The sequence below is a fragment of the Thermosyntropha lipolytica DSM 11003 genome, from assembly GCF_900129805.1.
GTDB lineage: Bacteria > Bacillota > Syntrophomonadia > Syntrophomonadales > Syntrophomonadaceae > Thermosyntropha > Thermosyntropha lipolytica.
The window spans coordinates 1-7,966 of sequence record NZ_FQWY01000054.1 but is presented as its reverse complement, the minus strand read 5'-3'; the positions used below and the strand labels follow the sequence as shown (position 1 = coordinate 7,966).

Below are 7,966 nucleotides of genomic sequence, written 5' to 3'. Positions count from 1 at the left end.
TTAGATAGAAGATTTAACATTGCAACTAGAGCAGGTTATCACTGTGCAGCCCTTGTTCATAGGTTTTTAGGTACTGTAGAATTTGGGGGAACTTTGAGAATAAGTCTAGGCTATTTTAACGAAAAAAGGGAGATAGAATATTTTATTGAGTCGTTAAAGAGTATAGTTTTTTAACAAATATGGTTCTTTGTCAACAGTTAATGTAGCAGGTGTTGGTGGTCAAATTGCGAATGTCAAGCAAAAAGTGGACCACTGTGCTGATAAAAAATTGAGCCACTAATGCTAGTTTAAAAGTGAGCCACCTTGCTCACTTTTGGCTCTGATAACACTTTGCATAAATTAACCTTAACTATTACCGCCTCTTTGTTTTTTCAGCCGCTGTTCTAGCCGATATGACGTTCTGTTCATATCCAGAATATAGGCCCTGTGAGTTAATCGATCTATTAGAGCGGCAGTTAACATAGTATCCGGAGAGATTTCTGTCCAACGCGAGAACTCCAGGTTGGTAGTAATGATAACGCTTCCCCGTTCATTAAGCTCTGACAGTACATGAAATAGGAGTTCTGCCTGGGCCCGGTTAAAGCTTAAATACAAAAGTTCATCAAGAATTAGTAAATCCTGGTGAGTAATCTACCCACCAGGGTTTGATTATTTGTTTAAGAGTTTTAGCAGTTTTTCTTTGATATATTCTTTTATTTCCTTGCCTTCGATAGCCGCTTTTCCTTCTTCCCTATCGTCAGGTTTTACCCGGAAAAAGTTGATAACCAGCTTGTTATCCTTAATTATATATTCATCAAAATGCAGGGGAGAAAAGATTACTTCGATATTTTCATAGGGACAGCTGCTCATATATGGGATAAGTTCAGCTTCTAGATCATCCAGATTAAGCTTCTTTAAAGGCTTGATCATCATATTGGTGTATTCAAGGTCTTCCGTCATCCACATGTTGTTATTCCAGAAGCGGCCTTCTTTTTTAGTTTTCTGGGAAAGGAGCTCCCGGTTGGTTATGGCACTTAAAACCTTGCGCACTGATTCGGCATTAAACTCTTCATCATAACATGCACTTAATCCCGGCATACTGGCTATTTCGTTAAGGTATGTCTCGTGTACCTTTTCCCGCTCTACGGTTGCAGTCCAGAAATAAAGCATGGCTTCGATTTCTTCCAGGTTCAGTTTAATGTTGGGCAAGATAAAACACTCCTTTAGCAGTAGATTTTGCTGCTGTTTTAAATTTTTTGTTCCCTAAAGATTATAAGGCTTGCCTTAAATTTTATCAAATAAAGGGGGGATTTTTTACAGCTGGTTTTTTATATTATAGAAATTAAGTTGCCAAAATATTAAAATATAATTAAAGTGTGTTTAAACGGGGGTAATACATCATGGAAAACTGGCATAAAACAACCTGTGTCCTCTGTCCGCAGAACTGCGGGCTGGAAGTTAAGGTGGAGAATAACCGGATAGTAAAGGTGAGGGGAGATAAGGATAACCCAAGGAGCCAGGGATACATATGCAATAAAGGGTTAAATATCGCTTATCACCAGCATACCAGCCAGCGGCTTAAATACCCGCTAAAGAGGGTAGGAGACGACTGGGTGAGGATTTCCTGGGAGCAGGCGGTAAAGGAGATTACGGCCAAAATAAGGGAACTTTTGGATAAATACGGGCCCCGTTCTATTGCTTATATGGGAGGGGGAGGGGTTGGCTGCCATTTTGAGGCTGCTTTTGGCTTGAGATTTTTAAGGAGTTTGGGTTCGCAGAATTATTACAGCCCTTTAGGTCAGGAGCTGACTGGCTCTTTCTGGGTGCAGGGAAGGGCTCTGGGCAAGCAGTATCTGGCGACTATACCCGATCATCAGCGTGCCGATATGTTTCTGGCTGTGGGATGGAACGGTATGAGGAGCCATCAGACACCGCGGGCTCCGGTGGTATTAAGGGAGATAGCTAAAGATCCGAATAAGCTTCTGGTAGTAGTTGATCCGCGTCGCTCGGAGACGGCAGCTATTGCCGATATTCATCTGCCGGTGAGGCCGGGAACTGATGCCCTGCTTTTTAAAGCGATGATTTCTATTATCCTTATGGAAAACTGGCATAATAAAGAGTATATAGAAAAACATGTCTGCGGATTTGAGAATATCGTAAGCATGTTTGAGAATTTTGATGCGAAAAAAGCGGTAGAAGTTTGCGAACTTGACTATAACCAGGTAAGAGAAGTAGCCTACCTTTTTGCTACCCGCAAATCCTGTTTGCATAGAGATTTGGGCATTCTCATGAACCGGCACAGCACGGCCACTTCTTATCTTTTGGAAGTAATCCTGCCGGCCATCTGTGGGCGGCTTTGTGTGCCGGGAGGAAATGTTATCCCCGGCTATCTGATGCCCCTAGGGTCGCATACGGATGAGAGAGATCCCAAATACTGGCGGACAGTAGCTACCAATATGCCTCTTATCATGGGAGTTTTTCCGCCTAATGTCCTGCCTGAGGAAATATTAAATGACCACCCGGAAAGAATAAGGGGGGTTATAGTTACCCAGTCTAACCCTCTGCGCTCTTATGCGGATACGGCTGCTTATGAAAAAGCTTTCCGGGAGCTTGAACTGCTGGTTACTATGGAAATCAACATGACTGAAACCGCTAAACTTTCCCATTATGTGCTGCCTTCCCGCTCCGGCTATGAATCTTATGACAGCACCTTTTTTGCCTGGACTTATCCGGAGATATATTTTACCATGCGCCGTCCTATTATTGAACCGGAAGGAGAACCTCTGGAGATAAGCCAGATTTTTGTGAAAATGGCCGAAGAAATGGGCTTTATACCTGCAATCCCTCTCTATTTAAAGGAGGCAGCTATAAGGAGCCGAAAAGATTTTGCCATGAGCCTTATGCAATATATCAAGGAAAATCCTAAAGCAGCTTCTTTTATGCCTTTTGTTCTGGCTAAAACCCTGGGCGAAGTTTGGGGTTCAGCTAATCTGGCTGCTCTCTGGGGAATCCTGCAGGGAACAGGCTCTGAATTCAAAAAAGCAGCAGCCCGCGCAGGTTTTGCCGAAGGGCCCTGGCAGGGAGATGAGATATTTGAAGCTATAATGAAGCATCCGGAAGGCCTGTTTATAGGAAAACTTGATCCCGAAGATAATTTTGCCCAGGTTAAAACGGAAGATAGGAAAATAAACATATTTATCCCGGAACTGGAGGAATGGGTTAAGAGCATAACTCCGGAAGCGGAAAAAGAAGCCCTGAAGCCTGATCCCCGCTATCCTCTTATATTAAATGCCGGAAGGCATAGCTGGTTTAATGCCAATACCCTTATGCGCAATCCGGAGTGGCTTAAAGGCAAGCGGGCCTGCACTCTGGCCATGCATCCTGAGGATGCCCAAACTTTAAACCTTAAAGACGGACAGCTGGTGAAGGTGATAACCGAGGCAGGGGAAGAGATAATTGAGCTGGAAGTAAGTGATGAAGTGAGAAAAGGGCAGGTAATAATTCCCCACGGTTTTGGTCTGGAATATGAAGGCAGGACTTATGGGATCAATGTTAACCGGCTTACCAGGAGCACCCACCGCGACCCCTTTGCCGGAACTCCCCTGCACCGCTATGTTCCCTGCCGGGTAGAACCGGTTCCGGAAGAAGGGAAATAGATGCTTAACATAAGCCTTAAAGAAGCCCGGGAACTGATATGTAAAAATGTAAGGGCGGGAGAGCCGGAAAAAATATCGCTTTATAAGGCTTTAGGACGCATAGCTTTCAGGGATGTGTATGCCGAAAAAGACCTGCCTTCTATAAGGCAGGCGGCCCAGGATGGCTTTGCCGTGGCGGAAATCAAAAAAGAAGGAGGATTTTATCAAATAGCCAGTCAGCTGGGAAGTACAGGCGCTCTGGCAAAAGATGAAGCTTTACCGGTGGAAACCGGGCAAAAGGTGCCGGAGAACGCCCTGGCCGTAATTCCCCGGGAGGATGTTGACATCGAAGGCGGATTTATAAAGGTAAAAAAAGAACCGCAAAGGAACAATTTCCTAAAAATGCCAGGTGAAGATTTTAAAAAAGGAGAACGGCTCATAAAAAAAGGCGACCTGCTTAACCCGGGCCGCATAAGCCTTCTGGCAGCTTATGGATATAAAGAGGTAGAGGTTTATAAAAAGCCGAGGGCAGGTATAATTACCCTTAATCCTTACATATCTTCCCCTTCACCTGCCGTAATCGACAGCAACAGCTACCTTTTGGCGGCTCTGGTGGAAAAAGAAGGGGGAGAAGTAGTAAGGATTGAACATGCAGGAAATAAATCCCCGGCGGAACTTATGGATCTTATTAGTAATTTAAAAATAGAGGCTGATATAGTTATAGCTACGGGAGCTACCTTTGGCGGTAAAAATCGGGATTTAGCCTCTTTTATAAAAGATACAGGCGGAAAAATCCTCTTTTCCGGGGTGAAAATGCAGCCGGGAGGGCATAATGGTGCGGTTATTTTTGATGACCTCCTTTTTCTTTCCCTTTCCGGCAATCCTGCTGCCTGTGCCGTAGGGTTTCATCTTCTTGCATCTCCTTTTTTGCGGCTTTATCAGGGAAAATCCCCTCACCTTACAAGAATAAAGGCCAGGGTAGATGATGATTTTCCCTTTTCAGCCCGGGGAAGCTATAGGTTTTTGCGGGGGCATTTTTACTTTGCAGGCGAAGTACGGGTAAGGATTTTGCCCGGACAAAAGCCGGGCATGATAAGATCGCTTCTGGATTACAATTGTCTGCTCGAAATCTCTCCAGAAACTGAGACGATACGGGCAGGAATGGAAGTTGATGTGATTCTGGTATAGAGACGGAAATAACCTTTGCAGTTAATGGATCTTTACTTGTTTTTGAGTTGCTCTAAAATCTCTTTTAAAAGCAGGTTGTTATTGTTAATTATTTTATTTAAATTGCTGAAAAATCGAATAAGGCCTGTTACTAAAATTAGTATTAAGATTAAAAATATAAAATTAAGAAACACCCAAAAAAAACTTGTTAGATTGATGTTCATTTTCAATTTTTCCCCCATAAATCAAAGATAAAATTCATGGTAATAAGTGTCAGTTGATTCAAACAATTTGAGTGTACCATTTATAAGCAGGTAATATTTAAGATGTCCTATAGCAGAACAGGCTAGTGTTCTTCCACTATCAATTATATTATACCATGCATCTAGTTGCTGATACTCCAATCCAGGAGAAAATCCAGTTATATAAGTATTTATTGTTGAACAACTTATAAATCTTTTTGGTGGAGTATCATTGTATGAATATCGTACAAACATTTTGATAGATCCCCAAATAAAAGATGCAACAGTAGTTTCTTGTGTACCAGTTCTGATTGTTTTTATGCTTGTATTGTTGATGTTGTTTACGTTTTCACAAATAATCTTGAAGTCTTTTGGATTGTTTACCCTATTAATTTCAATGGCTTTATTTTTAAAATGGACTGATTCAAGAAATTGATAGGCATCTGCTGGAGTATCAAAAACTATGGGTTTTATATATAATGGAACTTGTTCGGGAGTTATATCAACTAAATGATATTTTTCTGATATATAATCTAGGGAAATATTATCCGATTTTTCTGTTGCTGTTGTGCTTAAAGTAAATATTGTCAATATAGAGCAAATTATAGAAAACATTAAAAATAAGGAAATTTTATTAAAAATATTTTTATTAAACATGATATTTGCCCCCCTATTTTATATGGCCTTTTAAAATAAAACTTTGGGATAATTACTTTTTGTCATATTACATAAACACTATATTTTGAAAAGTATAAATTATGCTGGTAATTACTAAGAAGTTTGAACCATGCAAAATTCTCAAATTGTTAAAAATCAGATTGGTTATTCTAATTTATAAATTATTAAGCAAATTTTACCAGATAAAAAGCCCAAAAACAACCCCTTAAGGAAATTTTTTAAAGTGCATAAAAAGTTTGCCTTCTAATGCTTATGTCATGAATTTTCCAGAATTTTTTCTCTCCTATCCCTTGCCAAACGGGTAGAAAAAACTTATAATTTTCTTGTATTTGTGACAAGCTTAAACTTTTATTTTAAAGATATGGAGGGAAAAAATGGCGGAAAAAGGAAACGGGCATAAGCTTAAGTCCCGCGAAACTTTTACCTCTGGTTTGGGGACTATAGCAGCAACCCTTGGTTCAGCCATCGGATTGGGTAATATATGGAAATTCCCGGCTCTAACCGGAGAAAATGGCGGGGCTGCTTTTTTATTTATCTATCTTTTGTGTGTAGCTTTTATCGGCCTGCCGGTAATGCTTGCCGAGTTCATTATCGGGCGCAGGACGCACAGCAATGCGGTAGGGGCATTTAAAAAACTTGAACCCGGGAAACCCTGGTATGTTGTAGGCTGGATGGGAGTTTTGGCCAGTATCCTGATTTTATCTTTCTATACTACGGTTGTCGGCTGGGTGCTGGCTTATGTTTTTAAGGCGGTAAGCGGAAGCTTATCGGGAATTGATGCTCTCGGAGCCAGGCAGGTTTTTAACCAGGTGGTAGGACATCCGGTATATCCGCTTTTCTGGCAGCTGGTCGTTTTTGTGATAATAAGCCTGATTATAATGGCCGGGGTACAAAAAGGGATCGAGCGTATTACCAAAACCCTTTTGCCTGTACTTTTCATACTTCTGGTAATATGTGATATAAGGGCTTTGACTCTACCCGGGGCGAAAGAAGGCCTTAATTTTCTTTTTAATCCTCATTTTTCCGGAATTACTGCCCTGACGGTGCTCATTGCTATGGGGCTTGCCTTTTTTAAGCTTTCCATAGGTATGGGAACTATGCTTACCTACGGCAGCTACATGCGGGATGATGATAACCTGATAGCTACCGGAGGAAGGGTAGTAATAGCTGATACTGTTGTTTCCATTATGGCTGGTATGGCAGTTTTTCCAGCTGTTTTTGCTTTTGGTTTTGAGCCGACCAGCGGGCCGCCGCTTCTCTTTTTAACTATACCTATGGTATTTAATGCTATGCCCGGGGGACAGATATTTTTAAGCCTTTTTTTTATCCTGGCTTTTATTGCCACTATCGGAGCTATGATTTCCATGCTGGAAGTGCCGGTGGCTTTCCTGCAGGAAGAAAAAGGGTTAAAGAGGAATACCGCCGTAATAGTTACTGTACTGGTTATTGCTTCCATAGGCAGTCTGGCTACCTTATCGGGCAGTGTCCTTTCTCATGTTCTTATATGGGGGAAAAACTTTTTTGCTCTGTTTGATTTTGTAAGCTCCAATATCCTCATGCCTTTAGGCGGACTTATTATTGCTATCTATGTAGGCTGGGTCATGGGGAAAAAACAGGTGTTGGAAGAGCTCTCCAACCGGGGAAGTTTAAAACAGGAAAGGATAATACAGGCCTTTTCCCTGGTAGTAAGGTATATAACCCCTATAGCTATTGGTATAATCCTGCTTAATGGCCTGGGAATAATTAAATTTTAGACCGCAGAAAGGCTGCATTGAGGGAAAGCTGTGTTTTAGAAGATTTGCTACCCTTTTTGCAGCCTTTGGGTTTTTATGATAATCTGGCAATTTTGTGCTATATTTTTATAAAAAGAATTTATGGAGGCTAGAAACAGTTGAATTAAGTTTATAAAGTTTTTAAAAACTCTATACACAATTTATAATTTTTTGCTAATCTGTGTATAGAGGCAATTTTTGTGAAATATTACAGTATTGGGCAATTTGCCCAATTAATAGGAAAGGCAGAACAAACATTAAGAAACTGGGACAAGAAAGGAGTTTTAAAGCCAGCTTATATTGCTCCATCTGGATTCAGGTATTATTCACAGGAACAGCTTAATCATTTTCTTGGCATTAAAAACATTAAGTCGGAGAGGAAAGTTATAGGTTATTGTAGAGTATCAAGCAATAAACAAAAAGATGATTTAAAAAGACAGGTGCAGTATGTAAAAGAATACATGATAGCAAAAGGATACCAGTTTGAAATCAT

Annotated in this window: 8 protein-coding genes; 5 read left to right on the top strand and 3 right to left on the bottom strand. The window is 40.9% G+C overall.

The genetic code is table 11. The annotated features are described in order from the left end of the window. A partial coding sequence (locus tag BUB92_RS12040; protein ID WP_143156939.1) for an aminotransferase class V-fold PLP-dependent enzyme occupies positions 1-174 on the top strand: 174 nt, incomplete at its 5' end. 171 nt (positions 175-345) lie between these two features. Here BUB92_RS12040 and BUB92_RS11420 read toward each other — a convergent pair. Then, the gene (locus BUB92_RS11420; protein WP_143156940.1) at positions 346-630 is read right to left on the bottom strand and encodes an ATP-binding protein; all 285 of its coding nucleotides are present in this window, start codon (positions 628-630) and stop codon (positions 346-348) included. 18 nt (positions 631-648) lie between these two features. Then, complete coding sequence (locus tag BUB92_RS11415) at positions 649-1,188, bottom strand: TDE2712 family protein (protein WP_341372076.1); 540 nt, start codon at positions 1,186-1,188, stop codon at positions 649-651. A gap of 191 nt (positions 1,189-1,379) precedes the next feature. Here BUB92_RS11415 and BUB92_RS10340 point away from each other — a divergent pair, with 191 nt between their 5' ends. Then, complete coding sequence (locus BUB92_RS10340) at positions 1,380-3,635, top strand: molybdopterin-containing oxidoreductase family protein (protein WP_073093453.1); 2,256 nt, start codon at positions 1,380-1,382, stop codon at positions 3,633-3,635. Further along, on the top strand, positions 3,636-4,802 hold the full coding sequence (locus tag BUB92_RS10335) for a molybdopterin molybdotransferase MoeA (RefSeq protein WP_073093451.1): 1,167 nt from the start codon (positions 3,636-3,638) through the stop codon (positions 4,800-4,802). A gap of 224 nt (positions 4,803-5,026) precedes the next feature. On the opposite strand, the gene BUB92_RS10330 is transcribed toward BUB92_RS10335, so the two are convergent. After that, positions 5,027-5,680 (bottom strand): hypothetical protein, encoded by a 654-nt coding sequence (locus tag BUB92_RS10330; protein ID WP_073093450.1) that lies wholly within the window; start codon positions 5,678-5,680, stop codon positions 5,027-5,029. A 395-nt stretch (positions 5,681-6,075) separates the two neighbouring features. Between BUB92_RS10330 and BUB92_RS10325 the strand changes: the two genes are divergently transcribed. Then, positions 6,076-7,455: a sodium-dependent transporter gene (locus BUB92_RS10325; RefSeq protein WP_073093448.1), complete on the top strand. Its 1,380-nt coding sequence runs from the start codon at positions 6,076-6,078 to the stop codon at positions 7,453-7,455. Positions 7,456-7,673: 218 nt separating this feature from the next. Beyond that, positions 7,674-7,966: MerR family transcriptional regulator (locus tag BUB92_RS10320; protein ID WP_143156938.1), on the top strand; the 293-nt coding region annotated here is incomplete at its 3' end.